This is a genomic window from Caulobacter sp. GW821-FHT09B11 (assembly GCF_059418205.1).
The window spans coordinates 32,277-57,772 of record NZ_JBWKPK010000025.1 but is presented as its reverse complement, the minus strand read 5'-3'; the positions used below and the strand labels follow the sequence as shown (position 1 = coordinate 57,772).

General features: G+C 69.8%; 20 protein-coding genes and 1 pseudogene. 8 read left to right on the top strand and 13 right to left on the bottom strand.

Translation table 11 applies throughout. From position 1 onward, the window contains the following. Positions 1-46: 46 nt before the first annotated feature. The 5 genes from AC07N1_RS18280 to AC07N1_RS18260 form a co-directional block, all read right to left on the bottom strand. Positions 47-1,558, bottom strand: a complete 1,512-nt coding sequence (locus tag AC07N1_RS18280; RefSeq protein ID WP_494673075.1) for an esterase-like activity of phytase family protein — start codon at positions 1,556-1,558, stop codon at positions 47-49. A gap of 76 nt (positions 1,559-1,634) precedes the next feature. Beyond that, positions 1,635-3,983 carry a TonB-dependent receptor gene (locus AC07N1_RS18275; protein WP_494673074.1) on the bottom strand — a complete coding sequence of 783 codons (2,349 nt, stop codon included), beginning with the start codon at positions 3,981-3,983 and terminating at the stop codon, positions 1,635-1,637. A gap of 165 nt (positions 3,984-4,148) precedes the next feature. After that, the gene (locus AC07N1_RS18270) at positions 4,149-4,583 is read right to left on the bottom strand and encodes a hypothetical protein (protein ID WP_494673073.1); all 435 of its coding nucleotides are present in this window, start codon (positions 4,581-4,583) and stop codon (positions 4,149-4,151) included. Beyond that, entirely contained in the window at positions 4,583-4,798 is a 216-nt protein-coding gene (locus AC07N1_RS18265; RefSeq protein WP_494673072.1) for a hypothetical protein, read from the bottom strand. The genes AC07N1_RS18270 and AC07N1_RS18265 overlap by 1 nt, the downstream gene beginning before the upstream one ends. A gap of 10 nt (positions 4,799-4,808) precedes the next feature. Further along, entirely contained in the window at positions 4,809-5,123 is a 315-nt protein-coding gene (locus AC07N1_RS18260; RefSeq protein WP_110118178.1) for an ArsR/SmtB family transcription factor, read from the bottom strand. 96 nt (positions 5,124-5,219) lie between these two features. Between AC07N1_RS18260 and AC07N1_RS18255 the strand changes: the two genes are divergently transcribed. Continuing rightward, complete coding sequence (locus AC07N1_RS18255) at positions 5,220-7,430, top strand: S9 family peptidase (protein ID WP_494673071.1); 2,211 nt, start codon at positions 5,220-5,222, stop codon at positions 7,428-7,430. Positions 7,431-7,628: 198 nt separating this feature from the next. Continuing rightward, positions 7,629-9,128 carry an amidase gene (locus AC07N1_RS18250; protein ID WP_494673099.1) on the top strand — a complete coding sequence of 500 codons (1,500 nt, stop codon included), beginning with the start codon at positions 7,629-7,631 and terminating at the stop codon, positions 9,126-9,128. Positions 9,129-9,300: 172 nt separating this feature from the next. Here AC07N1_RS18250 and AC07N1_RS18245 read toward each other — a convergent pair whose 3' ends face one another. The 4 genes from AC07N1_RS18245 to AC07N1_RS18230 are packed head-to-tail and all read right to left on the bottom strand — an operon-like array spanning position 9,301 to position 12,936. Beyond that, on the bottom strand, positions 9,301-9,450 hold the full coding sequence (locus tag AC07N1_RS18245) for a hypothetical protein (RefSeq protein ID WP_494673070.1): 150 nt from the start codon (positions 9,448-9,450) through the stop codon (positions 9,301-9,303). Beyond that, the gene (locus AC07N1_RS18240) at positions 9,444-9,950 is read right to left on the bottom strand and encodes a hypothetical protein (protein ID WP_494673069.1); all 507 of its coding nucleotides are present in this window, start codon (positions 9,948-9,950) and stop codon (positions 9,444-9,446) included. Before AC07N1_RS18240 ends, AC07N1_RS18245 begins: the two co-directional genes overlap by 7 nt. Next, complete coding sequence (locus AC07N1_RS18235; RefSeq protein WP_494673068.1) at positions 9,947-11,359, bottom strand: hypothetical protein; 1,413 nt, start codon at positions 11,357-11,359, stop codon at positions 9,947-9,949. Before AC07N1_RS18235 ends, AC07N1_RS18240 begins: the two co-directional genes overlap by 4 nt. Further along, positions 11,356-12,936: a tetratricopeptide repeat protein gene (locus AC07N1_RS18230; protein ID WP_494673067.1), complete on the bottom strand. Its 1,581-nt coding sequence runs from the start codon at positions 12,934-12,936 to the stop codon at positions 11,356-11,358. The genes AC07N1_RS18235 and AC07N1_RS18230 overlap by 4 nt, the downstream gene beginning before the upstream one ends. A 328-nt stretch (positions 12,937-13,264) precedes the next feature. On the opposite strand from AC07N1_RS18230, the gene AC07N1_RS18225 reads away from it, so the two are divergent. Genes AC07N1_RS18225 through AC07N1_RS18215 form a run of 3 tightly spaced genes read left to right on the top strand, consistent with a single transcriptional unit; the run spans position 13,265 to position 15,944 of the window. After that, on the top strand, positions 13,265-13,828 hold the full coding sequence (locus AC07N1_RS18225; protein WP_494673066.1) for a hypothetical protein: 564 nt from the start codon (positions 13,265-13,267) through the stop codon (positions 13,826-13,828). Further along, on the top strand, positions 13,822-14,733 hold the full coding sequence (locus tag AC07N1_RS18220) for a hypothetical protein (RefSeq protein WP_494673065.1): 912 nt from the start codon (positions 13,822-13,824) through the stop codon (positions 14,731-14,733). The genes AC07N1_RS18225 and AC07N1_RS18220 overlap by 7 nt, the downstream gene beginning before the upstream one ends. Continuing rightward, on the top strand, positions 14,730-15,944 hold the full coding sequence (locus AC07N1_RS18215; RefSeq protein WP_494673064.1) for a hypothetical protein: 1,215 nt from the start codon (positions 14,730-14,732) through the stop codon (positions 15,942-15,944). The genes AC07N1_RS18220 and AC07N1_RS18215 overlap by 4 nt, the downstream gene beginning before the upstream one ends. Before the next feature lie 10 nt (positions 15,945-15,954). On the opposite strand, the gene AC07N1_RS18210 is transcribed toward AC07N1_RS18215, so the two are convergent. The 3 genes and pseudogenes from AC07N1_RS18210 to AC07N1_RS18200 all read right to left on the bottom strand — a co-directional run bounded on the left by AC07N1_RS18210 (position 15,955) and on the right by AC07N1_RS18200 (position 18,458). Further along, a complete protein-coding gene (locus AC07N1_RS18210) occupies positions 15,955-17,175 on the bottom strand; it encodes an acyl-CoA dehydrogenase family protein (protein WP_494673063.1) in 1,221 nt (406 codons plus the stop codon). Positions 17,176-17,179: 4 nt separating this feature from the next. After that, positions 17,180-17,287, bottom strand: a pseudogene (locus AC07N1_RS18205) (hypothetical protein); the annotation flags it as partial. 37 nt (positions 17,288-17,324) lie between these two features. Beyond that, positions 17,325-18,458: an acyl-CoA dehydrogenase family protein gene (locus AC07N1_RS18200; protein WP_494673062.1), complete on the bottom strand. Its 1,134-nt coding sequence runs from the start codon at positions 18,456-18,458 to the stop codon at positions 17,325-17,327. Positions 18,459-18,617: 159 nt separating this feature from the next. On the opposite strand from AC07N1_RS18200, the gene AC07N1_RS18195 reads away from it, so the two are divergent. Further along, on the top strand, positions 18,618-19,172 hold the full coding sequence (locus tag AC07N1_RS18195; protein ID WP_492856994.1) for a hypothetical protein: 555 nt from the start codon (positions 18,618-18,620) through the stop codon (positions 19,170-19,172). 69 nt (positions 19,173-19,241) lie between these two features. On the opposite strand, the gene AC07N1_RS18190 is transcribed toward AC07N1_RS18195, so the two are convergent. Continuing rightward, the gene (locus tag AC07N1_RS18190) at positions 19,242-19,892 is read right to left on the bottom strand and encodes an OmpW/AlkL family protein (protein ID WP_494673061.1); all 651 of its coding nucleotides are present in this window, start codon (positions 19,890-19,892) and stop codon (positions 19,242-19,244) included. A 126-nt stretch (positions 19,893-20,018) separates the two neighbouring features. Here AC07N1_RS18190 and pepN point away from each other — a divergent pair, with 126 nt between their 5' ends. After that, on the top strand, positions 20,019-22,610 hold the full coding sequence (gene pepN, locus AC07N1_RS18185) for an aminopeptidase N (protein ID WP_494673098.1): 2,592 nt from the start codon (positions 20,019-20,021) through the stop codon (positions 22,608-22,610). Between the two features lie 364 nt (positions 22,611-22,974). Next, on the top strand, positions 22,975-25,443 hold the full coding sequence (pleC, locus tag AC07N1_RS18180) for a cell cycle histidine kinase PleC (protein ID WP_494673060.1): 2,469 nt from the start codon (positions 22,975-22,977) through the stop codon (positions 25,441-25,443). The last annotated feature ends 53 nt before the right edge of the window (positions 25,444-25,496 follow it).

Genomic DNA, 25,496 nt, shown 5'->3' with positions numbered 1-25,496 from the left:
GGGGCGTTGGCCTGAGGACGCCGAACGCCCGCCGCCCGATGCAGGACTAGGGCGCCGACACCCCCGCCGGCAGGGTCAGTCGATAGACCAGGATGACGCTGTCGTTGTCGCCGGCGCCCGCCCCCTTGCCGTTGGTCAGGCCGGCGTCGAAGGCCTGGCCGTTGACGTGGCCGTCGGCGGTGGCGAAGTCGTTGTCGTTGCCGACCAGCAGGAAGACGTCGTTCGGCGCGGCCGGATCGAGCACCGGGGCCAGCGCCATGGCCTCCCACTTCTCCGACAGACTGAAGCGGTCGGAGGGCGCGGTCGACAGGTTCATGCCGAAGCGCCCCAGTTGGACGGGGTTGAGCAGGTTGACCAGCTCGGCCTGTTTCACCGGCGTCAGGCCGGCGACCAGCGCCCCGTCCCTGGCGATCGGCGCGGCGCCCTGTTCGTAGGGGCCGCCCGCCAGGTTGGTCGCGCCGTCGGTGTCGACCAGCAGCACGCTCTTGAACACCGGCGCCTTGGTCGTGCCCTTGCCCCGGCCGTTGGCGTCGCGCGACAGCACCAGGAACTGGTGGTCGTTCAGGGCCAGCATCTCCGACTGGGCGGCGGTGACGTCGGCGCCCTGGCCGTCGCCGGCCTCGCGCACGGTCGGCAGCTGCAGCACGTAGTGGCCGATCGGGGCCTTGGGCGTGCGGGTCTCGCCGATGTCGTAGACCAGGACGCGGGTGTTGTTGCGGGTCGCCGCGTTGGCGCCCGCCGTGTCCTGCACCGTAGCGCTCTGCAGGATGGCGATCAGGCGCTTGCCGTCGGGGCTGACCGACAGGGCCTCCAGGCCCTGGTTGTTGCGCCGGCCCGTGGCGGGGGCGCTTTCGGCGGTGAAGTCCACCTGCCCGTCGCGCATCGGCAGCAGGGCCGGCGGGGCCTGGATGGCGCCGATCTGCCGCCCCTTGCCGTCGAACAGATAGATGCCGGCCGCGTATTCGTCGGAGATGTAGAACGAGCCGTCCGGCAGATAGGCCACGGCCTCGGAGTCGAGGCTGATCCGGCCCGCCCCCTCCCCGCTTTCCGGCGACGGATAGCGGATGTCCTTGCGGGTCAGGACGTTGGCGCCGGGGTCCTTACCGGTGAACGGCTGGCCGGTCTGGTCCGTCAGCAGGAAGCCGCCGGTCGGAGTGATGGTCAGCTTGCCGCCGGCCAGGGTCAGGCCATGGGCGTGCAGGCGGTTGGCGTAGTCGACCGTGCCGGCCACGGAGCCGACGCCGTTGGGGCCGCGATCCGGCAGGGTCAGCAGCTCGCCCGCATAGGTCCCGTCCGGCAGGCGCCGCCACGAGCGCAGGGCCATGCCGGAGAACGAGCCCAGGGTGTCGCCCTTGAAGTCGCGCGTCGCCGCGTCCAGCCGCCCGACGGCGACCAGGCCGTGATTGACGAAGGTCTTTCCCTGGAAGACGACGGTCTCGTCGCCGGCCGCCTCGCTCCAGTGCTTGGCCACATGGGTCTGGGATTGGGCCTGAGATTGGGCGTGTGCGCCGCCGGCCAGGGTCGCGGCGGCCAGCGCCAGCAGGATAGAACGGCGCATCGGGGTCTCCTTGAACGCAGATCGGCGGACGGCCCGGAGGCCGCCCGCCGTCGAGAGGTCTTCGCCGGTCAGGCGTCTAGAACTCGAAGCCGATCGTGCCGAAGATCTGGCGCGGGGCCGACGAGTGGAACACCAGGATCGTGCCCGTCGCGTCGTCCGGCGCGAACACGCTGCTGTCGAAGTTCGACGCATAGCGCTTGTCGGTCAGGTTGGTGACGTTCAGCGAGACCTTGGCCCCCTTCACGAAGCCTTCCTCGTTGAAGCGATAGGACAGGCCCAGGTCGAAGGTGGTGTAGCCGCCGAAGCTCTTGTCGTTGGTGTAGGTGTAGTAGCGGCGGCCGGTGTACTTGCCCTGCAGCGTGGCCGAGAAGCCGCCGCGCTTGAGGCTGACCACGCTGGCGAACATCTCCTTGGGCGTATCGACCTGCTGCTTGCCGGCCGTCTTCTTGACCACGCAGGTGGTCGTGCACCAGTTCAGGTCCTCGTCGTAGGTGGACTCGTTGTACGAGGCCGAGTTGTACCAGTTCAGCCACGACAGCGGCTTCCACAGCACGCCGATCTCGGCGCCCTTGCTGGTGACGCTGCCGGCGTTGTGGAAGGAGTTGCCGCAGCCCGGGTTCTGCTGCTGGTTGGTCGGGCAGGGATTGTACTGCAGCAGGCGGTTGTTGAAATCGACCTCGTAGGCCGACACCGAGACCTGCAGCGCCTCGCCCACATAGCGATAGCCGAGATCGACGCTCTTGGAGGTCTCGGGCTTCAGGTACTTGCCCTGGGCGTCCCAGACGGCCTGCGACACCGACTGCGGACCCAGTTTGAAGCCGCCCTGGAACATGGCCATGTTCTCGGCGTAGCTGGCGAACACCTCGTGGCCGGGGGCGATGCGCCAGCGCGCGCCGGCTTCCGGCAGGAAGCTGTCCGACGCCTTCAGCGAGCCGCTGGCGAACTGGGTGGAGGCGGCGGCCGCGGCCTTGGCGATGCCCGGCAGCGCGGTGGCGGTCGACTTGGCGTTGGTGCTCTTGAAGCCGAAGTCGATGCTCAGCGCGTCGTCCAGCAGGGTGATGGTGTCCTGGACGTAGAACTGCTGGGTGGTCCAGTCGGTCTTCTGCACCCACTGGGCGGTGTCCGGACGGCCATCCAGGTACTGGGCCAGGCTGAAGGGGCCGGTGACGTTGGTCCAGATGTAGCGCGCGGCGCTGCTGGTGTTCTGTTCCAGCCAGAGGCCGGCCTGGAGGTGGTTGAAGCCGTAGGTCCAGGCCAGGCTGGCGATCACGCCGTCACGATCGATGGTGTAGCGAGTGTCGCGGATCTGGACGGGCAGGTCGTCGGCGGTCGAGGTCGTGCCCTGGTTGGACAGGCCGGTGATGAAGTTGTTCCCGGCGCCCTTGTTCTTGTGCTTGTAGACCTGACCGTGGGCGGTGAGCGACGAGGTGATGTCGAAGTCGCCCGCGATGTAGAACAGGTCGTCGTTGCGCAGGATCTGGCCGTTGGTGAAGGTGACGTCGCTGAGCTTTTCCGGCGCGGTCGAGGTCACGCACTTGGACGCCAGCGAGGCCACCGAGCAGGCCGCCCGGCCGACATAGGCGTCCCAGTTGGGCGCGTAGCCGCCCCAGTCCCAGCCCAGGCGGCTCTGCATGTCCTTTGACAGATAGGCGTCGTCGGCCTGGTTGGTGCGCGACAGGTCGGCGAAGGCGGTCAGCCGGCCGCGCTCGCCGGTATAGGTCAGCTTGCCGTTGAACTGCTTGCCGGTCGACTTGTTGTAGGCCGGCTGGTTCACGAACAGGTCCTGCTCGCTGTACTGGCCCGAGACGTAGGCCGACCAGCCGTTGTGCTCGCCGGTGTCGAAGCGCAGGAAGGTGCGCAGGGTGTCCTCGCTGCCGAAGCTCTGGCTGACCGACAGGCCCATCTGCTTCTTCGGGTCGCTGGAGACGTAGATCAGCGCGCCGCCGAGGTTGCTGGTCGAGGGGATCGAGAGGCCGGCGATGCCTGTCGCCAGGTCGGCGCGGCCCAGGTTCTCGGAGATCAGCGCGCGGCTGATGGTGAGGCCGTTGTAGTTGTTGTAGGCGCCGTCGCCGAGCGGCATGCCGTCCAGCGAGTAGCCGAGGTGGGTGGTGTTGAAGCCGCGCACCTGCAGCGACAGCGACTGCTCGTTGACGCCCAGGGCGTCGATCGACTGGGCGCTGACGCCGGGCAGGAAGTTCAGGGCCTTCTGCACGCTCGTGCCCGGGGGAAGCACCTCGAGGCTGGCCGGGGTCAGGGTGGAGACCGAGCGGGTCTGGCCGCTGCCGACGACGATGACGCCGTCCAGTTCGCTGCTGTCGGCGGCGGCGTCGGCGGTGTTCGGCGCCGGGGCGTCGGCCGCGTGGGCCTGGGCGGCGAGCATCAGACAGGCGGCGATCGCGATCGCGCTAGCGGACCGTTGCAACATTCAGGCATCCCCCGTGACGACGTCGCCACGGGGATCAAGGCCCAAGGCGCCGTTTGCTTTCAGCGCCGCGTCTATTTCACAGGTTGATGACACTTTTTCCGCAACAGCCGCTGCTGCGAACGGCGGCGCCGCGCCGGGACCGCCGCTCGCTTCGTCGGCCGGGGCTCAGCGCCAGCGGTCGCCGGGGCCCGCGAAGAAGCTCGCGGCCAGGTGTCGCCAGGGGATGACGACCGGGAAGACCACCACCAGCAGGCAGGCGAAGGCGGTGGCGGTCGTGTCTTCGTCCATCCGGCCGCTCGCCCACTGCGGGGCGGCGACGACGGCCAGCCAGATCGCCTTCCAGGCCATCTCGAACATCAGCAGCGGCAGCATGCGCAAGGGGTGGCGCAGGCCCAGGATCGCCAGCAGCGACAGCGCCCCCAGCATGCACTGGACGACGCCCTCCATCAGCTCCCAGCCGGCGTGGCGCAATATGATCCCCGGCCAGACCTGGATGCCAAGCCCGACGATCAGCAGCAGATAGGCGCAGCGCAGGGCATTGAGCCGCCAGGCCGGCAGGTCCGTCCCCTGGGTCCGGATCGAGGGTGCGAGGGCGACCATCACTCGACGTCCTTGAGGATCTTCTCGATGGCGACCAGGCGGCCCTTGATCTCGTCCAGTCCGTCGAGCACCGCCTGCTGGGCGGCGGCGCCTTGGTGAGCGGCCTTCTCTTTTGCTTGGGCCTGAGCCACACGGGACCAGTAGCGCATGCCGAAGATGATCAGCACGGTCGCCAGCGGCAGGCAGATCGTCAGCAGATAGATGTTCGCTTGCATGCAAGCCCCCTTACCTTTCCGGTTTCTCGGACAGCGTCGCGGCGGCGGCCGCGACGGTCTCGGGCGTGAGTTCGAGGCGGAAGTCGACGACCTCGAAATAGTTCAGGGCCTTGCCGTCGGCCGACAGCTCCAGCTGGCTCCTGACCAGGCCCGCGTCCTCGAGCTTGTTCAGGTGCAGGTGCAGCAGCGGCCGGCTGATGCCGATCTCGCGCGCCAGGCGGCTGACATAGTTGCGCCCGCCGACCTTCAGCGCCGCGAGGATGCGGAGCCGATGGGGGTTGTCGAGCGCCGACAGGATCGCCGCCAGCTCGTCGCCCGAGATCATGCTGCAAGTCCGTATTTCATATGTCAGTTATTTCTGACACGTGAAACAGAGTCAAGCGGTTTGCCAACGGCGCCGCTCGGCACTAGCGTCCGCGCCATGATCCGTCCCTCGCTCCTGGCCCTGTCGGCCTGTCTCGCCCTGGCGCATCCCGTGATGGCCGAAAAACTCACCCCCGAGCGCCTGTTCGCCGATCCCGACATCAACGGCCCGACCGCCAAGGGCGTGGCCCTGTCGCCGGACGGCAAGCGGGTGACCTATCTGAAGGCCAAGACCGAGGCCGCCAACGTCCAGGACCTGTGGGCGGTCGACGTGGCCGGCGGCGAGCCCTACCGCCTGATCGACGCCAACGCCCTGTCGTCGGGCGACAAGGAACTGTCGGAGGCCGAGAAGGCCCGCCGCGAGCGCGCCCGGGTGCTGGCCCGCGGCGTCGTCGAATACAGCTGGGACAGCGAGGGCCGCTTCGTGCTCGTGCCGCTGGACGGCGACCTCTATGTGGACAGCGTCGCCGACGGCAAGGTGCGCCGGCTGACGCAGACGGCCGGCGACGAGGTGGACGCCAAGGTCTCGCCCAAGGGCAAGTTCGTCTCCTACGTCCGCGACCAGAACCTCTATGTGCGCCCGCTGGCCGGCGGCGACGAGGCGGCGGTGACGAGCGAGGGCAAGGACGCCGTCTCGTTCGGCGTGGCCGAGTTCATCGCCCAGGAGGAGATGAACCGCGACACCGGCTACTGGTGGTCGCCCGACGAGACCCGCATCGCCTACACCCGCGTCGACGAGAGCAGCGTCGACATCGTGCCGCGCGCCGACATCGGCCCGACGGGCGCGACCGTGGTCGAGCAGCGCTATCCGCGCTCGGGCCGCCCGAACGCGGTGGTCGAGCTGTTCGTCAAGGACCTGGCCTCGGGCAAGGTCGTGCAGATCGACCTCGGCGCCGACAAGGACATCTACCTGGCGCGCGTCGCCTGGGCCAAGGACGGCAAGACCCTCTACGTCCAGCGCCAGAGCCGCGACCAGAAGACGCTGGAGCTGATCGCCTACGACCCGGCCAAGGGAACCGGCAAGACCATCCTCACCGAGACCGATCCGCACTGGATCGAGCTGCACGACGACTTCCGCCCCCTGAAGGACGGCAGCTTCCTGTGGTCGTCGGAGAAGTCTGGGAACAACCACCTCTATCACTACGCCGCCGACGGCAAACTGCTGGCGCAGGTGACCAAGGGCGACTGGCCGGTCGATAAGGTCGAGGCGGTCGACGAGAAGCGCGGCCTGGTGTTCTTCGGGGCCTCGATCGACACCCCGATCGAGCGCCGGCTCTATTCGGTGTCGTACATCAAGCCCGCCGCCCCGGTCGCCATGACCCCGGCCGGCGGCTGGTGGACGGCCAAGGTCGCCGCCACCGGCGCCTTCGTCGGCTCCTACTCCGATCCCAAGACCCCGCCGCAGACCGCGCTCTACGACCCGGCCGGCAAGCGCGTGCGCTGGATTGAGGAGAACAAGCTGGGCGCCGGCCACCCCTACGCGCCCTATGCCGAAAGCCACATCGTGCCGGAGTTCGGCACGCTGAAGGCCAGCGACGGCCAGGTGCTGCACTATTCGCTGCTGAAGCCGGCCGACTTCGACGCGGCCAAGAAGTACCCGGTGATCGTCTCGGTCTATGGCGGCCCGCACGCCCAGCGCGTGACCAGGAGCTGGAGCGTCAACGACGAGGCCTTCGCCAACGCCGGCTACGTGGTGTTCAAGCTCGATAACCGCGGCTCGGCCAACCGCTCGGCGGCGTTCAAGACGGCGCTGGACCGCCGGATGGGCACGGTCGAGGTCGAGGACCAGTTCGCCGGCGCGGCTTTCCTGAAGACCCTGCCCTATGTCGATCCCGAGCGCCTGGGCGTGATGGGCTGGTCGTACGGCGGCTTCATGACCCTGATGATGCTGACCGCCGAGGGCACGCCCTTCACGGCCGGCGTCGCGGGCGCCCCGCCGACGGAGTGGGGCCTCTACGACACCCACTACACCGAGCAGTTCATGGGCAAGCCGGACGAGAACAAGGCCGGCTACGCCCAGTCGGACGTGCTGAACCGCATCGACAAGCTGAAGCCCGGCAGCCTGATGCTGATCCACGGCATGGCCGACGACAACGTGATCTTCGAGAACAGCACCCGCGTGCTGGCGGCCTTGCAGAAGAAGGGCATCGCCTTCGAGACCATGCTCTATCCCGGTGAGCGCCACAGCGTGATCCGCAGCCGAGCCAAGGGCCTGCACGTCATGAAGACGCATCTCGACTTTTTCGACCGCAAGCTCAAGGGCGAGTGATCGGGGGCGAGTGATCTAGATGAGCGGCCCCGGTTCTCGCCGGGGCCGTTTTCGCATGGAGGGTGGAGCGTGAAGCGTCTGTTGCTGCTCGGCGGGGCCGTCCTGCTGCTGGCCGTTCCGGCCCACGCCGCCGCGCAGGTCAAGACAGGCGCGCCGGCCGAATTGCCCGCCACCCGGTCCGAAGCCGCCCAGGACGACATGTATGCGGTCGGCTTCATCGGTCCGCAGTCGGATCTGGTCGAGGAACAGGCCCGACAGACCGCCGGCGAATTCTCCGCCGAGGACTCCGTGAAAGGCTGGCTGTCGGTGCAGCACGCCATCGGTTCGGAGGTCAACGCCGTCCTGGCGTTCAATCCCGACGCCCTGGAGATAGCCCGCGCCCTCGACGCCGAGCGTAAGGCGGGCAAGACGCGCGGCCCGCTCCATGGCCTGTCGGTGCTGATCAAGGACAATATCGAGACCCTCGATCCGATGGCCACCACGGCCGGCTCGCTGGCGCTGAAGGACAACGTCACCGGCCGCGACGCGCCCCTGGTCGCCCGGCTGCGGGCGGCGGGCATGGTGGTGCTGGGCAAGGCCAACCTGTCGGAATGGGCCAATATCCGCTCGTCGCGCTCGACCAGCGGCTGGAGCGCGGTCGGCGGTTTCACGCGCAATCCCTACGCCCTGGACCGCAGCCCCTGCGGCTCGTCCAGCGGCTCGGCGGCGGCCGTGGCGGCGGGGCTGGCGCCGGCCGCGATCGGCACCGAGACCGACGGCTCGATCACCTGCCCGGCGGCGATGAACGGCCTTGTCGGCCTCAAGCCCACCGTTGGCCTGATTTCACGCACCCATGTCGTGCCGATCAGCCACAGCCAGGACACCGCCGGCCCGATAACCCTGACGGTGCGCGACGCGGCCCTGCTGCTGAGCGCCCTCGCCGGCTCCGATCCCGCCGACCCGGCCACGATCGAGACCGACGCCCGCAGGAGCGACTACGCCGCCACGCTGTCGAAGGACGCGCTGAAGGGCGTCACCCTGGCGGTGGCGCGGTTTTACGCCGGCGGCTCGCCCCAGACCGACGCGGTGTTCGAGCAGGCGCTGAAGGACCTGAAGGCCCAGGGCGCGACCCTGGTCGAGGTGACGGTCTTCGACGAAGACCCGATCGGCCGGGCCGAGGGGGTGGTGCTCTACACCGAGTTCAAGGCCGACATCGCCGCCTACCTGGCCTCGACCGACCCGAAGAAGGTTCCGGCGCGCACCCTGGCCGACCTGATCGCCTTCAACGCCGCGACGCCGGCCGAGACCCGCTGGTTCGGCCAGGAGACCTTCGAGAAGGCGCAAGGCGCCAAGGGCCTCGACGACCCCGACTACCTGAAGGCCAGGGCCGACGCCAAGCGGCTGGCCGGTCCCGAAGGCATCGACAGGATCCTGAAGGAGACCGGCGCGGTCGCGATCATCGCTCCGACCACCGGCCCGGCCTGGACCATCGACCCGGTCAACGGCGACCACTACGGCGGCTCGGCCACCACCCTGCCCGCCGTCGCCGGCTATCCGCACCTGACCGTGCCCATGGGCCAGGTCGAGGGCCTGCCCGTGGGCCTGTCGTTCATCGGCCCGGCCTGGAGCGAGGCGCGGCTGCTGAGCCTGGGCTACGCCTACGAGCAGGCGACGCTGCGGCGGAAGGCTCCGGCGTTGAGGGAGACGGTGGGGCCTTAACCCCAACGCCCGTCATTCCCGCCCTTGTGGCGGGAACCCCTGGCTCCGCTTTCACGTGAGATGCAAGCGGCGTGCACAGCACCCCGCCCCTAACGCCCTTGCGGCTGAAAGAGGGGTTCCCGCCACAAGGGCGGGAATGACGGGAACTTTGGGGCGCAGCAGCCCCTCCGCCTCACACCTTCGGGCGGATCACGTCGATCGGCGGGGGCGGCGGCGTCACTTCGGAGGGGCGGGGCGGCGGGGGCGGGCTGTGGCCGTGCGGGGTGGCGCAGGCGGTCAGGAGCGCGGCGGCCAAGCCCAGCAGCGCGAGACGCTTCAGCATCCGCGGGTTCCGGGGAAGAGGCCGAGGCCGGCGCGGAAGCAGCGGTGCTCGCCGCGCGGATCCCAGTATTCGGTCGAGCCGTCGGTGCGCTTGATCGCCCAGCGTTCGCCGGTCTGGCCGTCGCGGCCGACCACGGCGATGTCGCCAGGGCCGCGCGAGGTGACCGCATAGCCGTCGCCAGTCAGGGCGTCGGAGGCGCAGGACTCCGTCACGCCCGGCTTGGACAGGTCGCCGCGCAGCCCGGCCGAGGAGCCGGTGCGCTGGTTGTAGGCGGAGACCTCGGTCCCGCCCTGGCCGCTGACGAACACCTGGGTGCCCGTGGCGCGGTCATAGGTCATGACGTCGGGCGCCTGACCGGTCAGGGGCGCGCCGCAGGGACCGCCACGGCCGGCGGGACGCTTGGCGGCGACGGGACCCGGTCCCGGCTGGGCCTGGGCGAGGCCGGCGCAGGCCATGGACAGGGCCAGGGCCAGGGCGCCGATGGCGAGCGTGCGGATCATCGCGGAGCTCCTTGAGGGGCGGCGACCGGGCCGCCGGCGGCGGCCGAGGCGTCGTAGGGATCGGCCAGCGAACTGGAAGGACCGCCGGCCAGGGCGGCGGGCGCGGGACCGGCCAGGGTGGCGACGGCGCTGGTCGGCCAATAGCTGTCGTAGTCCTGGCGGGCGCGGTCGCGCGGCGTGCGGAACAGCTCCGGCGCCTCGAACCACGGACGGCAGGTCAGGGCGCCGTCGAAATAGCCGGTGACCAGGGCCTCGCAGCCGCCGGGGCGGGCGAAGACGCGGTTGTCGCGGGCGCGGATCTGAGCCCCGCTGTCGGCGAACAGCCCCGCGCGCATGACGCCGGCGATGGCGTTGTCGGAGGCGTAGACCACGCCCGAGGCGGCGTAGATGCCGACGTCGGCGGCTTCCAGCTGGCCGTCCAGCACGCGCAGGTCTGCGCCTTCCAGCACCACCGCCCAGTCGCTGTCGCGGACCACGGGACGCTGCAGCGTCGTCTCGCCGCCGCTGATGTAGATGCCGCGCGAGAAGCCGTCGGTCGACAGGCCGTCGATCTGCACCAGTTGATCGCGATTGACGCCGGTCAGCACGAAGCCGGCCGAGCTGCGCACGCGCGACGAGCCGGTCCAGTCGCCCAGGCGCACCACGCGGACATCGCGCAGGCGGCTGTCGCGGCCGGTCTCGACGGCCATGCCGATGGCGGTGGCGGCGACGTCGACGTCCTGGGCCTGAAGGCCGCCCGACAGCTTGACCACCGGGGCGCGGGTGCGGCCGACGAAGGCGGTCTGGTAGAGCTCGACCCGGCTGTCGGCGACGTCGATGGCCGAGCCCTCGCCGTCGTAGCGCACGACCACGCCCTTGAGGGCCAGTTCGGTGGCGCGGCCGACGATGCACGAGGCCGTGCCGCCGCGCGTCGATTCCAGGCCAAGGTTCTCGAGCACCACATAGGCCACGCCCGCGGCGATGCGGATGCAGGGCTGGTCGGCCGGGGCCATCAGGATCGGCCGGGCGCGCGAGGGGCTGTAGTCGCGGGCGACGATGTGCACCGCGCGGGTGACGTTCAGCGTCTCGACGCAGGCCCCGCCGTTGCGCGAGATCAGGGTGAGGGTGTCGCCCTCGTAGAGCCGCGAGAGCACGTCGCTGACCTCGCCCGGATAGGCGACGTCGCAATCGACGCTGGTGCGATAGCGCTCGTAGGGGCGCGGCGGATTGTAGGGCCGGCGCGGCGGCTTGCGCTTGGGGACGTAGCCCTTGCAGCCGTGCGACAGGGCCGGCTGGATCAGCAGGCCGAAGCACGGGCGGATCTGCTGGTCGACCTTGGCGTCCGGCGAGGCCAGGGCGGCTTGCGGCGCGCCGACGGCGGCCAGGCTGAGAGCGACGAGTCCCGCCGCGAACAGGCGAAGGCGTCTCATCGATAGTCCCTTTCAGCGTTCGACGGGCCGGGCGCGTTCGACGGGCCGGCATAGGGCCTGGCCTCGTACGGCCGAGGCCGCTCGCCCGGGGCGCGGGGCGGGCGCGAGACCTGGGCCAGCAGCTGTTGCAGGCGCCAGACCGACGGCTTGAAGCCGGCCAGGGCGCCGTCCAGCTGGTAGACCACCGCCTTGGCGCGGTCCTGGTCGGCCACGCCCTGCAGGCCCAGCGAGAAGAAGGTCGACATGGCGTACTTGGCCTCGGGCGAGCCCTGGCGCTCGGCCTCCTCGTACCAGTGGTAGGCGCGGGCGTAGTCGCGCGGCACGCCGACGCCCTCGGAGTACATCACCGCCAGCACGAGTTGGGCCTTGGACGAGCCGTTGACGGCCGCGTACTGCACCGCCCTCACCTTCTCGATCGGCGTCAGGCGGCCGGTGGTCGGGCGGCCGATCGAGGCCTGGAAGGTCTGGGCGTCGCCCGACGCCAGCAGTCGCTCGTCGAGCAGCGGCGCGGGGATGATCCGCAGATAGGCCAGGGCCTCGCCGATATGGACGAAGGGCAGCTCGTGCAGGCGCGCCAGCGCCGCCTCGCGGGCCTCGCCCGACGGATCGCTCTCGTCGGAGTGGGGCACGCCGGAGTCGGGGGAGTCGGCCGGATAGAACTCGTAGGGCGGGATCCAGCGCTTGGCCTTGCCCTCGACGAAGCCGCCGTAGGAGGCCCGCTGCGGCGAGGAGCGCTCGAAGTCCTTGAGCATGACATAGGCCGAGACGTCGCCGGTCTGCACCGCCAGGTAGTTGTAGAGATAGGCGTCGACGTCGTTGCGGCGGAAGAGGTCCAGCGCCGCCGGGGCGCCGACATGCTTGCGGTCGCCATAGGCCTCGACGGCCTGGAGGTTGTCGGACGGCTCGCCATAGGGGCCGAAATAGCCGTCGTGCATGCGGGCCAGGGCGCGGAAGCCGTCGGCCCCCTGCGTCGACAGGATATAGATCACCCGGTTGCGGACCTGCTCGCGCTCCTCGGTCGACATGCGCGACAGCTGGCGGTCGAGGGCGCCGTAGGCGGCGTGGCGCTCATAGGCGCGGCAGTCGTCGAAGCGAGACAGCGACTTGCCCTGCTTGCCGCGCGGCTCGTAGGCGGCGATGGGCGCGTAGCCGGCCGGATTGGCCAGGGCCATGGCGTACCAGGTGGCCGCCTCGACCGGATCGTCGAGGTTCTTGTCGACCGCCCGCTGGCCTTCGTAGCGGCGGGCCAGCTCCAGCTGGGCGAAGAAGTCGCCGCGGAAGCCGCCCTGGCGCAGGTTGCGGATCTCGATCTGCTGCTGGTTGAACTGGCCCGAGACGCCCTGGGCCGCCTGCGGTCGCGGGCAGGCGCCGGCGCGCTTGGCGAAGAGCTGGTTGGCGGAGAAATCGCAGCCGAACAGCGGCAGGGCGACCAGGGTCGCGGCGGCCACGCCGAGCGGCAGCCGACGGGTCGACCCAAGGCGCATCCGGGGCCGCGTCGCGATCCACGACCGCGCGGCCCGCCCCAGATGGAGACCCCGGTCGAGGAGGGTCGAAACAGCGTCGCTGGCCTCGTGCATCGCTCCCCTCCAGCCCGCCGTTAACCATAAATCGAAGTCACTCATGAGCTGTCGGCGGCGACGCTGTCAAGCTCGTGAGACCGCCGTTCGACCACTGTCGGTCGCCATGCCTTAATTGGAACGTGGAACAGGCGCGTTGCCCGGCTAATTCCGTGTAATCACACGATTTTCGCCTGTCAGGGGATCGTCATTTTTCGCCTGTGGGGCGAGTTGGCGGGGTGGGATGGCCGGGTCGATTCTCGACCTCGAGGAGGTGCGAAGCGCACTTCCGCAATACTGGTATCAAAGCAATATGCGCGTTAAGATCGTACCTGGAGGGGGATTTCGCATGAGCACGCTAGCCAGGCTCCTGACCGCGATCATCGACGCGCTCGCACCGGCCCAGGCGCCGCCGAGCGGTCCCAGCGAGGCGTCGGTCCAGGCCAACGTGAACCGGTCGATGGAGTACCGCCGCGAATACTACAAGTACGCCCTGGCCATCGCCACGGCCCTGCTCGCCTTCACCATCTCGTTTCCGCCGCAGCTGTCGCGCGCGCCCGATGCGCCGTGGCTGTTGTGGCCGGCCTGGGGCGGGCTTGGCCTGGCGGTGCTGGCGGGCGTGCGGGTGCACATGGTCTGGGCCAAGTACTACATCACCTGGCGCAACTACGATCACAAGCGCAGCGACCCCGTACGGGGCAAGGCCGTGCGCGACCGGCTTCTGATGGAACGGCGCGTGCTGGACTTTCTCCTGATGGCGAGCCTGGCCGTTGGGGTGGTCTCCGTGGTCGCCTTCGCCGGGATCAACTATCGCCACGTGGCCAGCAAGGCCGCCGAAGCCAAGCCCGCCGCCGCGAGGGCGGCGTGTCCCGAAGAGCGAAAGGCCCGCGCCGCGGGCGAGACGCGATGCTGACGCTGAACAAATGGAAGCTTCGCGTTGCGCGGCTGATCGCCCGACGTCACGGGACCCTCGACCGCGCGGCCTGGAGACGAGCCGACGCCGACACCATCGGGAAGGTGACACGGGGCGTAAGCCCTTACTCGGGGTCAGAGAAACCCGAGGCCGCTGCGAAGGTGGTTTTCAATATCTCCTCCGCGCACGTACCCGCGTTCGTGGCGGATCAATCCGACAAGCCCTACAAGAACCGCTACGACCTGGGAGGTCCCTCCGTCGGGATGAACGGGCTGTTCAGCGACGCCCGCAAGCTCATCGACGAAGCCCTCGCGGATCTCGTCCGCGACGAAGACACGAACCTCTATTACGGGGCTGTCGAACTGAACGGGTCGGGCGTCCGGTACTACGGCGACGTCTGCCTCGTGCTCGATCCGGATCAGGTGGACGGCCAAACGCTCGTTCTCGATCGAAACTCGTTCGACCTGATTTCGGCGCCGCTCAAGGCCAAGGCGTTTCCGCTGGGCCTGTGGGGCGTCAACGCCGCCAAGCGCGAAGCGCTCCGGATCTCCGGACGATGGGCGAGCTCCCTGCCCTACATGGCCGCATACAAGGTGCTGGACATGGGTCGGGGCGGCGAACGTCGCATCACCATCGGCGCCATCTCCCAAGGCGTGCTCGACGACGAGGACTACATGGAGGTGATCCGCGTCGGCTCGTTCGGGGCGTCCGACCTCCTGGAAGCGCGGGTCAGCGCCGGCGACGCGGCGGCCGACGGTCTGGTCGGCGACAGGATGCGGCGCGGCCCCACGCCCGACTGGGCGGAATTGCTCTGGCGACATCGGCGGCGGCGCGCGGAAGCCGCGCTGCGAACGGCGGGGATCAAGACCCGGGTGGTCGTCAGCGGCGGGCGGGTGCGGTCATGACCAAGGCCTGGCGCTTGGACGGCTTCGATGCCCGGGCGGGCCTCGCCTTCGCCAGCTGGCGCGGTCCGGACCTGGAAGATCCGGCCCTCGACTTGCCGGCCGTCTTCCTGTCTCCGCCGTCATTCCTGCCCGAGGCCCTCGCGACCCGCGCCACAGGCTTCGCCGCCGCGCGCGGCCAGGCGCAGCTGGGCGTGTTCGTCGAGGCCGGCGAACTGGGCTTCGAGACGCTGGAGGACCTGACCGAGTTCGTGCGGCGCGCCTACGGCGCCGGCGGCGGAAGCGATGCTCCGGACGGCGCCCCCGGCGAACCGCCCGGACCGCCGCCGGAGGGCGAGGGACCGCCTCCAGAGCGACTAAGGGAAGCCGGGCCGGCGGCCTACGCAATGATTGAGGCCGCGGGGTCTTTTCGCGCCGCTTCCGAAGACCTCCAATTGCAAGACGGCGCCGTAACCCAGTCCGCCGGCTTCGGCGCGAAGCAGACAGGGACCCTGGCCCGGATGCAGGACGGGGGCGGGCTCCTGGACGGCGCAAGAGAACTCCTGGCGCATCTGCTCCTGACCTGTCCCAAGCGTGGCGACGCCAGACGCCGGCGCGAATGGCTCCGCAGCGCGCGGCGGCTCAACGGCGCCATCGCCAGGCTCGGCTTGTGGAGGCCGTTGCTGGAAGCTCCCGATACGAGATGGTTCGAGGAGCAAGCCTTGCGGCTTACCGGCGCCGCCCATCGCTACATCCTGCCGATCACGCTGGAGCACGGTCCCTGGTCCAACGACATCGTCCTTGATTTCCATCGCCTCGCGTACCGATTTGACGATCTAAGCCCCTTCTGGGTCGGCCGCGCCCGGTCTACCGATCCGCTGGACGACCTTATGGCGTGGCGGATGCCGCGCGACGTCGCGGCGCTTCTGGACGCCGGCGCCGACCCAACGGCCTTCAACCTGGTGAGCATCCTGACCGCTTCGCCGGAAAAGCTGGCCGGCGAGGGATCGAAGGTACAGGCCGCTGCGGCGATCCTGCTGTTCTGCGCCGCGCATATCCTCGCCGAGGCCGACGGCGGCGGAGCGAGCATCTACGGGGCGGCCGACGACGAGACCCTCAAGGAAGTCACACTGAACGCGGCGAACTGGCTCGTCCGGCAGTGGCCGACGCGGGTGTTTTCGCCCGAGGTCGAGGCGCTGATCACGGGCGCCGCCGCCCGCGCCGCGGCGGTCTGACGCCGCCCCCTCACCGCCCCGTCGGCATGTCCTTGAACGGCACGTCCTTGTCGACCCGCACGTCGCCGGGCAGGCCAAGGACCCGTTCGGCGATGATGTTCTTCAGGATCTCATCGGTGCCGCCGGCGATGCGCAGGCCCGGGGCCCACATCAGGCTTTGCTGGAAGGCCGCGCCGGCGGCGGCTTCGGGGCCGGTGAGGATGCCGTATTCGCCCTGCATCTCGACGGCGGTGTTGGCCAGGTCCTGCAGCTGGTTGGCCGAGATGATCTTGCCGATCGAGCTTTCCGGCCCCGGGGTCTGGCCGCGCGACAGGGCGGTCATGGTGCGGAAGCGGGTGAACTTCAGTCCCTGGGAGGCCACGAACCAGTCGGCCAGCTTCTCGCGGAAGGCGTCGTTGGCCAGGGCCGGGCCGTCCTCGCCCGGCAGGGCGCGGGCCAGTTCCAGCACCTCGCGGTAGTTGGGGCCGGCCGAGCCGCCGACGGCCAGGCGCTCGTTCATCAGGGTGACCAGCGCCACCTGCCAGCCCTGCCCGACCTCGCCCAGGCGCTGGCTGTCCTTGACCCGCAGGTCGCTGAAATAGACCTCGTTGAACTCGCGCCCGCCCGACATCTGGTGGATGGGCCGGCACTCGACCGCCGCATCTCGCATGTCGATCCAGAACATCGTGAGGCCCTTGTGCTTGGGCACATCCGGGTCCGTCCGTGTCAGGAGAATGCCGAAGTCGCTGTAGTGGGCGCCGGTGGTCCAGACCTTCTGGCCGTTGATCACCCACTCGTCGCCGTCCTTGACCGCCCGCGTGCGCAGGGCCGCGACGTCGGAGCCGCCGGCCGGTTCGGAGAACAGCTGGCACCAGATCTCCTCGCCCTTCACGGCGGGGGAAACGAAGCGCTTCTTGGTGTCGGTGTCGGAGAAGGCCATGACCGTGGGCACGCACATGCCCAGGCCGATGGTGAAGTAGCCGTAGGCGACGCCGGCCTTGCCCTCTTCCTGGCCGAAGATGACGGACTCGATCGGCGTGCCGCCCCCTCCCCCGACGGCCGCGGGCCAGGTGATGCAGGCGTAGCCGGCGGAGGCCTTGCGGGCCTGCCAGGCCTTGGCGGCGGCCATGTGCTCGGGGGTGTTGGGCTTGGGTTCGCCGTGCTCGCTCTTGTGGGCGGCGGCGGCCTCTTCCAGCCAGGCGCGGGCCTTGTCGCGGTAGGCGGCTTCGCTGGGGGAGTCGTTGAAGTCCATTCCATCAATCTCCGTCATCCCGGACGACCTGAAAGGTCGATCCGGGACCCAGGGGCCGGCGCACTGCGGTGGCCCCTGGGTCCCGGCTCTCCGCTTCGCTCCGGCCGGGATGACGAAGAAAGGCGGAGGTGAAAGTTTGGGGGCGAACGCTAAGCCGCGTTCTTCTTCTCGAGCTCGCTCACCAGCCGCTCCTTCCAGAGCCGGGGCGAACCGGCCACGAGGGAGAGCTGCCGCGAGCGGCGGTAATAGAGGTGGCAGTCGACTTCCCAGGTGAAGCCCATGCCGCCGTGCACCTGGACGCTTTCCTTGCTGGCGAACCAGAAGGCTTCCGAGGCGGCGATGCGGGCGGCGGCGGCGGCCGTGGGCAGTTCGGGGGCCCCATTTTCTTTGAGGGTGGAGGCGTTGAGGGCCCAGGCGCCGTAATAGGCGTTGGAGCGGGCGACCTCGTTCTTGACGTACATGTCGGCCAGCTTGTGCTTGATGGCCTGATAGCCGGCGATCACACGGCCGAAGGCGTAGCGGCCCAGGGCGTATTCCTTGGCCATCTCCAGGCAGCGGTCGGCGCCGCCCAGTTGCTCGAAGGCCAGCAGCACGGCGGCGCGGTCGAGGATGGCCTGGACGAGGTCGAAGCCCTCGCCCGCCGCGCCCAGCCGCTCGGCGGCCGCGCCGTCGAAGGTCAGGCGGGCGACGCCGCGGGTGGGGTCCAGGCTCTCCAGCGTCTCGCGCTTCACCCCGGCGCCGGTCAGGTCGACCAGGAAGAGGCCCGGCTTGCCGCCCTCGGACGCCAGGACGATGGCGGTGTGGGCGATGTCGCCGTCGGTGACGGGGATCTTCACGCCCGTGAGCTTGCCGCCCTCGACCTTGGCCGACAGGGCCGAGGGGGTGAGCACGCCGGGGCCTTCGCTGACGGCCAGGCAGCCGATCAGCTCGCCCGAAGCGATACGCGGCAGGACGGCGGCCTTCTGGGCGTCGGAGCCGTGGGCCATGACCGCCTCGGCCAGGACGTAGACGGTGGAGGCGAAGGGGATAGGGGCGACGGCGCGGCCCAGCTCCTCGGCGATGGCGCACAGCTCGACGCGGCCCAGGCCCAGGCCGCCGTGCTCTTCGGGGATCGCCGCGCCCAGCCAGCCCTGCTCGGCGACGGCGGCCCAAAGGGCCTGGTCATGGCTGCGGGCGGGATCGTCCAGCACCCCGCGCACCACCGCGGGCGGACAGCGGCCGCTCAGGAACTTGCGGGCCTCGTCCTTGAGGAACTTCTGGTCGTCGGAATAGTCGAAATCCACGGCCGTCTCTCTCCCTTGGCCGTTCTGTCGACGACCGTTGGAAACGACGATGACCGAGCTTGCGCCCCCTGGAAAGATTGACCCGGCGTCAAGAATTTCAGGTTCTTATGCGACCCGAGTATTCGCAGCCCCCAGTTCAAGCCCAAGTTCCGGAGTCCCATGGCCAAGACCGTCTACCAGCGGAACCAGAAGGTTTGGGTCGAGAGCGTCGGCGCCTGGGCGACGATCGAGAAGATCGTGCCCATCTGGGCCAAGGGCTTCGACGAGCCCGTGCGGGTGACCTACGACGTCGGCCTGGGCCGCGAGTTCCTGGCCCACGAGCTGAAGCCCGAGGACAAGATGGACCCGCAGGAAGGCGGCGTCCTGTCGAACTGGCGGGTGCTGCGCGCCCGCAACAAGTGGCAGCAGGAGGGCGACTGCCTGCACCACCCCTTCCCCGGCACCTATCCGGTGGTGGTCACCGATCCCAACGACTGGGGCGGCTGGCGCACGCCGGGGGCCGAATACGACCGCGACCCGCGCAAGATCGAGTTCCAGGCCAAGCTGATCGCCACCGCCCCGCGCCTGCACGCCCTGGCCCGCGAGATCGTGACCCTGGTCGGCGACCATCCAGAAGACGCTCCCCCCGCCCTGCTGGCCCTGGCCCAGAAGGCCGCGGCCATCGAGCGCGAGCTGCACGAGACGCCGGCGGCGGGCGGGACGGTGGAGGGCTGAGGCCCCCCTATCCTCCCGTCATTCCCGCCACAAGAGCGGGAATGACGGGAGTGTTGAGATGTCCGGGGTCTAGAACCGCCGCCCGATCCCCACCGACACCACGGTCGGATCCAGGTTGACCTTGGACTTCAGCGCACCGCCGTTGATCTTGGCGTCGGTCTCGAACCACACCTTCTTGACGTCGAGATTGACGACGTACGGCCCCTTCACGGCGATGTCGGCGCCGACCTGCAGGGCGTAGCCGAAGCCGTCGTCGAGATCGACGGTGAAGCCGTTACGGTCCTTGCCGCTGTAGAACAGCATGTAGTTCAGCCCCGCGCCGACATAGGGATTGAACCTGGCCTTGGGCGCGAAGTGGTACTGGGCCGAGACCACCGGCGGCAGCACCCAGGTCTTGTGCACGACGACGTCGGTTCCCGGCCCCACGGCCTTGATCGTGTGCCGGGTCGTGCCGGCGATCACCTCGACGGCCAGCTTGTCGGTGATGAAGTAGGAGACGCCCAGGGTCGGCTTGACGTCGTCCTTGACGTCGGCCTTCAGGCCGGTGGCCGCGCCGGCGGCGGTGACGATCGGGTCGCCCGCGTCGGGCAGCACGCCGGTGGCGCGCAGGTTGACCTGCCAGGTCCCCTTGGCCGCGGGCGTGAAGGCTTCCTGGGCGTGAGCGCCGGTCGCGGCGGCGAGCGTCAGGCCGGCCAGGAGGGCGGTGCGGAGGGCGGTCATGGTCCTAATCCCCTTGGAGTTCGACGCGTCGAGGCGTCGCCAGGGGTGATGCGCCCGCCCGCCGGGGCGCACATTGATCCGCCTCAAGCCCTCGCCCCGGCCCCGACGGGCGACTACATTGGCCGGATGCGCACCGAAACGCCCCAGCCGATCCGGCTTTCCGACTATCGTCCGTTCCCGTTCGAGATCGAGACGACGCACCTTTCCTTCCAGCTGGAGCCGTCGGCCACGCGCGTGACCGCGACACTGAAGGTACGCCGCACCGGGGCGGCCGGCGAGCCGCTATCGCTGAACGGCGAGCGGCTGAAACTGATTTCGGCGGCCATCGACGGCCAGGTCCTCAGCGCCAACCAGTACGAACTGGACGACGAGCGCCTGACGATCGCCGACGTCCCCGACGCCTTCGAACTGGTGACCGAGGTCGAGATCGATCCGTCGGCCAACAAGGCGCTGATGGGCCTCTACATGTCGGGCGGCCGGTTCTGCACCCAGTGCGAGGCCGAGGGCTTCCGCACCATCACCTTCTTCCCCGACCGTCCGGACGTGCTGAGCCGCTACACCGTGCGGATCGAGGCTGACGCGGCTTTCGAGCACCTGCTGAGCAACGGCAACCTGATGGACTCGGGCGCGCTTCCGGATGGCCGCCACTTCGCCGTCTGGAACGACCCGTTCCCCAAGCCCGCCTACCTGTTCGCCCTGGTCGCGGGCCGGCTGGACGTGCTGGAGGACGATTTTACCACCATGAGCGGCCGCACTGTGGCGCTGAAAGTGTTCGTCGATCCCGGCCAGGCCTCGCGCGCCGCCTATGCCCTGGACGCCCTCAAGCGTTCGATGAAGTGGGACGAGGAGGCGTTCGGCCGCGAATACGATCTGGACCTGTTCATGATCGTGGCCGTGCGCGACTTCAACTTCGGGGCCATGGAGAACAAGGGGCTGAACATCTTCAATTCCTCGCTGCTGCTGGCCGAGCCGGAGACGGCGACCGACTTCGACTACGAGCGCATCGAGAGCGTCGTCGCCCACGAGTATTTCCACAACTGGACCGGCAACCGCATCACCTGCCGCGACTGGTTCCAGCTGTGTCTGAAGGAGGGCCTGACGGTCTTCCGCGACCAGAGCTTTTCCGCCGACATGCGCGGCGCGGCCGTGCAGCGGATCAAGGACGTCAAAGCCCTGCGCGCCCGCCAGTTCGCCGAGGACGCCGGCCCCCTGGCCCACCCCGTGCGGCCGTCGAGCTATCTGAAGATCGACAACTTCTACACCGCGACCATCTATGAGAAGGGCGCGGAGATCATCCGCATGCTGAAGACCATCCTGGGCGCCGACGCGTTCCGGGCGGGCCTGGATCTCTATTTCGAGCGTCACGATGGCGAGGCGACGACCGTCGAGGCCTTCATCGCCTGCTTCGCGCAGGCTTCGGGCCGGGACCTGTCGTCGTTCTTCTCCTGGTACGAGCAGGCCGGCACGCCGTCGGTGTTGCTGACCCACGCCTATGACGTCGCCGCCAAGACCCTGTCGATCACCCTGACCCAGAAGACGGCGCCCACCAGCGGCCAGCCGGTCAAGAAGGCCATGCCGATCCCCGTCACCATCGGCCTGCTCTCGCAGACCGGCGCGCCCCTGCGCGACAGCGAGGTGGTGCTGCTGGAGGGCGACAGCCTGACGGTGCGCTGGGAAGGCGTGGCGGAAACGCCGGTGATCTCGGCCCTGCGCGGCTTCTCGGCCCCGGTGACCCTGACCACCGACGCGCGTCCGGCCGACGCCTATGTGCTGTTCGCCGCCGATCCGGACCTCTTCAACCGCTGGGAAGCCGGCCAGGGCCTGGCCCGCGGCCTGATCCTGGCCCGCGCGGCCGGCGCCCCCGACGAGGTGGGCGAAGAGCGCTACGCCCAGGCCCTGGGCCAGGCGCTGGACGACGACGCCGCCGATCCGGCCTTCAAGGCCCTGCTGCTGGCCCTGCCCAGCGAAGGCGACCTGGCCCTGGCCGTCGATCCGGCCGATCCGGGCGCGATCCACGCCGCCCGCGACCTCTTGCGCGCCCGCATCGCCGTGCACCTGGGCGAGCAGCTGGCCCGCATCCACGGCGCCATGCAGAGCGACGGCGAGTTCTCGCCCGACGCGGCCTCGGCCGGCCGCCGGGCCCTGCGCAACGCCTGCGTCGACCTGCTGGCCGCCGATCCGCACGCCGACAACGTGCAGCGCATCGTCGGCCACTTCGAGGCCGCCGCGGCCCTGACCGACGCCATGGGCGGCCTGTCGGCCCTGCTGGCCGTGGGCGGCGAGCCCTGCGAGACCGCGCTGGCCGCCTTCCACGCCAAGTGGCGGCACGAGCCGCTGGTGCTGGACAAGTGGTTCTCGGTGCAGGCCCGCGATCCGTCGGAGGGCGCTCTCAAGCGCGTTCTGGCGCTGACCGGGCACGAGGACTTCGACGCCGGCAACCCCAACCGCTTCCGCGCCCTGGTGCAGGGCTTCGCCAGCGCCAACCCGGCGCGGTTCCACGATCCCAGCGGCGCGGGCTATCGCTTCCTGGCCGACCAGATCCTGATCGTGGACAGCTTCAACCCGATGACGGCCGCCCGCCTGGTCGAGCCCCTGGGCGGCTGGCGGCGCTACGTCCCGGCGCTGGGCGATCTGATGCGGCGCGAACTTGAGCGGGTGAAGGCCGCGCCGGGCTTGTCGAAGAACGTGCTGGAGCTGGCCGGGCGGGCTCTGGACTAGAAACCTCCCCCTCTGGGGGAGGCGGCCGAAGGCCGGTGGGGGGACGTTTTCAGCTTCCGATGAAGCGGACGTCCCGAAAAACTCCCCCCACCGATCGCTTCGCGATCACCTCCCCCACGGGGGGAGGTTCCCTCAGGCGGCGAGCCTGGGGTGATTCTTCCGCGCAACGGTTGCGACCAAAGCGCTCAGCCCCCAGGGAATCGGGCCTCGCCAGGGTGACGCCGACCGAACGGGTACGGTAGATTCACCATAAGGGGCGAACTGACTCGCCTGGGGTGCTGCGGAGTTGCGGGCGTTGCGAATTGGCGGGGCGAAACCCGGGAGGACGGCGAAGGCCGGCCTGTCGGCTGCGGGCGCGGCTCGCATGCGCGCCGCCCGGTCGTCGCAGGCCTATGTCCGCGTCGTGATCCTGGCCGCCCTGCTGCTGCTGGCCGTCTACACCGCCCTCGGCGTCCTCAAGCTGCAGAAGGAAGCCGCCGCCCCGCCAGGCGGCGCGGCCCTGGCCGCCCAGGCCCAGATCCTGTCGGGCAAGGTCGAGACCAATCTCGCGGCCCAGCGCGCCGGCCTGTCCGCGGCGGGCGACCTGCTCGAACGCGACCCGACCTCGGCCATGGACGCGGCCGAGACCGCCCTGCGCGCCGCCGGCGGCGAGGCCATGGCCGTGGCCGTGACGACCACCGGCGAAGTCATGGCCGTGGCCGGCCGCGATCCTTCCGCCGACTGGCGTGAAGCCGCCCGCGCGGCCGCCGCCTCTGGCCGCAGCGTCTGGATCGGCGGCGTCGGCCGCAGCGGCCGCCTCTACGTGGCCATGGCCGCCCAGACCTCGGCCGGCCGCGGCTACGTCATCGCCGCCGGCGATCCCTCGCGCCTGCTGGGCGAGCCGGACAAGACCCATTCCAACGCCCTGTTCCTGCCCGACGGCGGCCTGCTGGTCGGCGTCGGCCGCGCGGTGCAGGGCGCCGCCAGCCTCGACCAGGCCTACGCCCTGTCGGTGGAGGACCTGCAAGGCGGGGCCGCCGCCCTGACCGGCCGCGGCGTCGACGGCTCGGGCCAGGACGTGGCCTTCGAGCCCCTGGCCCAAGGCGCCCTGATCGCCGCCGTCAGCGCCCCCAGCCACACCGTCGCCAATGTCGACCGCCGCCTGATGGAAGGCGCGCTGACCCTGCTGATCCCGCTGGCCGCCGGCATCGCCCTGGCCCTGATCCTGATGCTGCAGAGCCGTCGCGCCGAGGCCGCCCAGCGCGAGTTCATCGACAGCGAGCAGCGCTTCCGCCTGGCCGTCGAGGCCGCCCGCTGCGGCATCTGGGAATGGGACCTGCGCTCGGACGAGGTTTACATGTCCGACGTCACAGGCGCGATGTTCGGCTGGGGCGGCGGCGGCGTCGCGCCCGGCCAGGACCTGGTCGAGCGGATCTCGCCGGACCACCGCGACCGGGTGCGCCAGGCCCTGGCCAACGCCGCCCAGTTCGGCGCCTTCGATGTCTCGTTCCGCATCCCCGCCCGCGAGCATGGCGGCCGCTCGATCTGGGTGGACGCCCGCGGCCAGGGCTTCGGCAAGCCGGGCGAGGACGGCTATTCGCGGATCATCGGCGTGGCGCTGGACGTCACCGAGGAACGCCTGGCCCAGGCCCGCGCGCAGGCCGCCGAAAACCGCCTGCGCGACGCCATCGAGAGCGTGTCGGAGGCCTTCGTGCTCTGGGACCGCCAGGGGCGCCTCCTGATGTGCAACAGGAACTACCGCAGCGTCTTCTCGCTGGAGCCTCGGCTGCTCAAGCCGGGCGCGGCCCGCGCCGAGGTCAACCGCTTCGCGGCCCTGGCCATCAAGCAGGAAATCCCCGATCCGACCGGCGCCAAGGGCGTGCGTGAGGCTGAGATGAACGACGGCCGCTGGATCCAGATCAGCGAGCGGCGCACGGCCGAGGGCGGCCTGGTCATGACCGCCGCTGACATCACCGCCATCAAGACCCAGGAAGAAGCCCGCCGCCGCAACGAGGAGCAGCTCCAGAACGCCGTCGCCGGCCTGGAGCGCAGCCAGGAGCAGCTGGCCGAGCTGGCCCGCAAGTACGAGATGGAGAAGGTCAAGGCCGAGGGCGCCAACAAGGCCAAGAGCGAGTTCCTCGCCAACATGTCCCACGAGCTGCGCACGCCGCTGAACGCCATCAACGGCTTCTCCGAGATCATGATGAACGAGATGTTCGGCCCGCTCGGCGACCAGCGCTACAAGGGCTACAGCCTCGACATCCACAATTCCGGCCAGCACCTGCTGGCCCTGATCAACGACATCCTCGACATGTCGAAGATCGAGGCCGGCAAGATGAACCTGAAGTTCGAGCCGCTGCACCTGGAAGACGTCACCGAGGACGCCGTGCGCCTGGTGCGCAACCGCGCCGAGGCCGCCGGGCTGAAGCTGGAGGTCGACTTCCCGCCCCTGCCCGAGATCGAGGCCGACTACCGCGCGGTCAAGCAGGTGCTGCTGAACCTGCTGAGCAACGCCATCAAGTTCACCCCCCGCCAGGGCCGCGTCACCGTCCGCGCCGAGATCCGCCGCGATCCGCTGGGCGAGCGGGTGAAGGTGTCGGTCACCGACACCGGCATCGGCATCGCCGCCGAGGACCTGGCCCGCCTGGCCCGTCCGTTCGAGCAGGTGGAAAGCCAGCACTCCAAGACCACGCAGGGCACGGGCCTGGGCCTGGCTTTGACCAAGTCGCTGGTCGAGATGCACGACGGCGCCCTGGAGATGGTCTCCAACCCGGGCGAAGGCACCACGGTCAGCTTCATCCTGCCGGTCAGCCAGAGCAGCCCGATGCAGATGCGCGACTACGCGGTGGCGTAGAGACGTGCCGCCGACAAAAATCACCCGACAAGCTTGACCGGTCGCGGCAACAG

Bases quoted from the DNA above. Each gene is read 5' to 3' on its own strand.
- AC07N1_RS18245 (WP_494673070.1), bottom strand. From the start codon at position 9,450: ATGCTGAAGCGTCTCGCGCTGCTGGGCTTGGCCGCCGCGCTCCTGACC.
- AC07N1_RS18255 (WP_494673071.1), top strand. From the start codon at position 5,220: ATGATCCGTCCCTCGCTCCTGGCCCTGTCGGCCTGTCTCGCCCTGGCG.
- AC07N1_RS18260 (WP_110118178.1), bottom strand. From the start codon at position 5,123: ATGATCTCGGGCGACGAGCTGGCGGCGATCCTGTCGGCGCTCGACAAC.
- pleC (WP_494673060.1), top strand. From the start codon at position 22,975: ATGCGCGCCGCCCGGTCGTCGCAGGCCTATGTCCGCGTCGTGATCCTG.
- AC07N1_RS18275 (WP_494673074.1), bottom strand. From the start codon at position 3,983: ATGTTGCAACGGTCCGCTAGCGCGATCGCGATCGCCGCCTGTCTGATG.
- AC07N1_RS18215 (WP_494673064.1), top strand. From the start codon at position 14,730: ATGACCAAGGCCTGGCGCTTGGACGGCTTCGATGCCCGGGCGGGCCTC.
- AC07N1_RS18265 (WP_494673072.1), bottom strand. From the start codon at position 4,798: ATGCAAGCGAACATCTATCTGCTGACGATCTGCCTGCCGCTGGCGACC.
- AC07N1_RS18280 (WP_494673075.1), bottom strand. From the start codon at position 1,558: ATGCGCCGTTCTATCCTGCTGGCGCTGGCCGCCGCGACCCTGGCCGGC.
- AC07N1_RS18195 (WP_492856994.1), top strand. From the start codon at position 18,618: ATGGCCAAGACCGTCTACCAGCGGAACCAGAAGGTTTGGGTCGAGAGC.
- AC07N1_RS18270 (WP_494673073.1), bottom strand. From the start codon at position 4,583: ATGGTCGCCCTCGCACCCTCGATCCGGACCCAGGGGACGGACCTGCCG.
- AC07N1_RS18190 (WP_494673061.1), bottom strand. From the start codon at position 19,892: ATGACCGCCCTCCGCACCGCCCTCCTGGCCGGCCTGACGCTCGCCGCC.
- AC07N1_RS18225 (WP_494673066.1), top strand. From the start codon at position 13,265: ATGAGCACGCTAGCCAGGCTCCTGACCGCGATCATCGACGCGCTCGCA.
- AC07N1_RS18220 (WP_494673065.1), top strand. From the start codon at position 13,822: ATGCTGACGCTGAACAAATGGAAGCTTCGCGTTGCGCGGCTGATCGCC.
- AC07N1_RS18210 (WP_494673063.1), bottom strand. From the start codon at position 17,175: ATGGACTTCAACGACTCCCCCAGCGAAGCCGCCTACCGCGACAAGGCC.
- AC07N1_RS18235 (WP_494673068.1), bottom strand. From the start codon at position 11,359: ATGAGACGCCTTCGCCTGTTCGCGGCGGGACTCGTCGCTCTCAGCCTG.
- AC07N1_RS18240 (WP_494673069.1), bottom strand. From the start codon at position 9,950: ATGATCCGCACGCTCGCCATCGGCGCCCTGGCCCTGGCCCTGTCCATG.
- AC07N1_RS18250 (WP_494673099.1), top strand. From the start codon at position 7,629: ATGTATGCGGTCGGCTTCATCGGTCCGCAGTCGGATCTGGTCGAGGAA.
- AC07N1_RS18230 (WP_494673067.1), bottom strand. From the start codon at position 12,936: ATGCACGAGGCCAGCGACGCTGTTTCGACCCTCCTCGACCGGGGTCTC.
- pepN (WP_494673098.1), top strand. From the start codon at position 20,019: ATGCGCACCGAAACGCCCCAGCCGATCCGGCTTTCCGACTATCGTCCG.